Origin of the sequence: Nocardiopsis mangrovi, from assembly GCF_042653925.1 — a bacterium.
In the GTDB taxonomy this organism is placed as follows: Bacteria; Actinomycetota; Actinomycetes; order Streptosporangiales; family Streptosporangiaceae; genus Nocardiopsis_B; species Nocardiopsis_B mangrovi.
This window is the reverse complement of sequence record NZ_JBHSFQ010000105.1, coordinates 1-564: the sequence shown is the minus strand read 5'-3', so window position 1 is coordinate 564 and position 564 is coordinate 1. Positions and strand designations below refer to the sequence as shown.

The window sequence follows — 564 nt, the reverse complement described above, 5'->3', positions numbered from 1 at the left end:
CGGGCGGATGCGCCGTGCCCCGGGCCACTCTCGGCCCCGCACCCGACCAACGGGGGGACACACCATGACTGCGAACACCACCGCCCTGAACACCGCCGCGCCCGCCACCACCGCCGCCGCCGGCACCGACAGCGTCCAGAACGGCGACCTGAAGGCGTCGTACTTCTGGGACGACGGCTCGGGCATCAACGGCGACACCGGCGCCCCCGCCAGCGGCGAGCCCATGCAGGAGGGCCTGGCGGCCAGCCCGTCCTGGCCCCTGGGCACCGAGGGCTACGTCGAGTACAACGGCAAGAAGGAAGACTTCTTCATCGGCGACCGCGGCCCCGGCGACCCCGCCGGCGACTGCAACGTCCTGCTCGACCTCGACGGCAAGACCTTCGCCAAGCTGACCGGTGAGAAGTGGAACGACACCGACCTCACCGTCACCGGCGACAAGGGCCACATCGACGTCCAGTACCACATCACCAAGTGGGGCGACGGCAACGGCACCGAGGGCGCGCCCCAGCCCATGGGCACCGACACCAAGTGCACCGACGCCGTCTCCGGCCAGGGCACCAGCGG

Annotated in this window: 1 pseudogene; it reads left to right on the top strand. The window is 71.5% G+C overall.

The features are described 5' to 3' along the window. Positions 1–148 precede the first annotated feature (148 nt). A pseudogene (locus ACFO4E_RS30135) lies at positions 149–564 on the top strand (hypothetical protein); the annotation flags it as partial.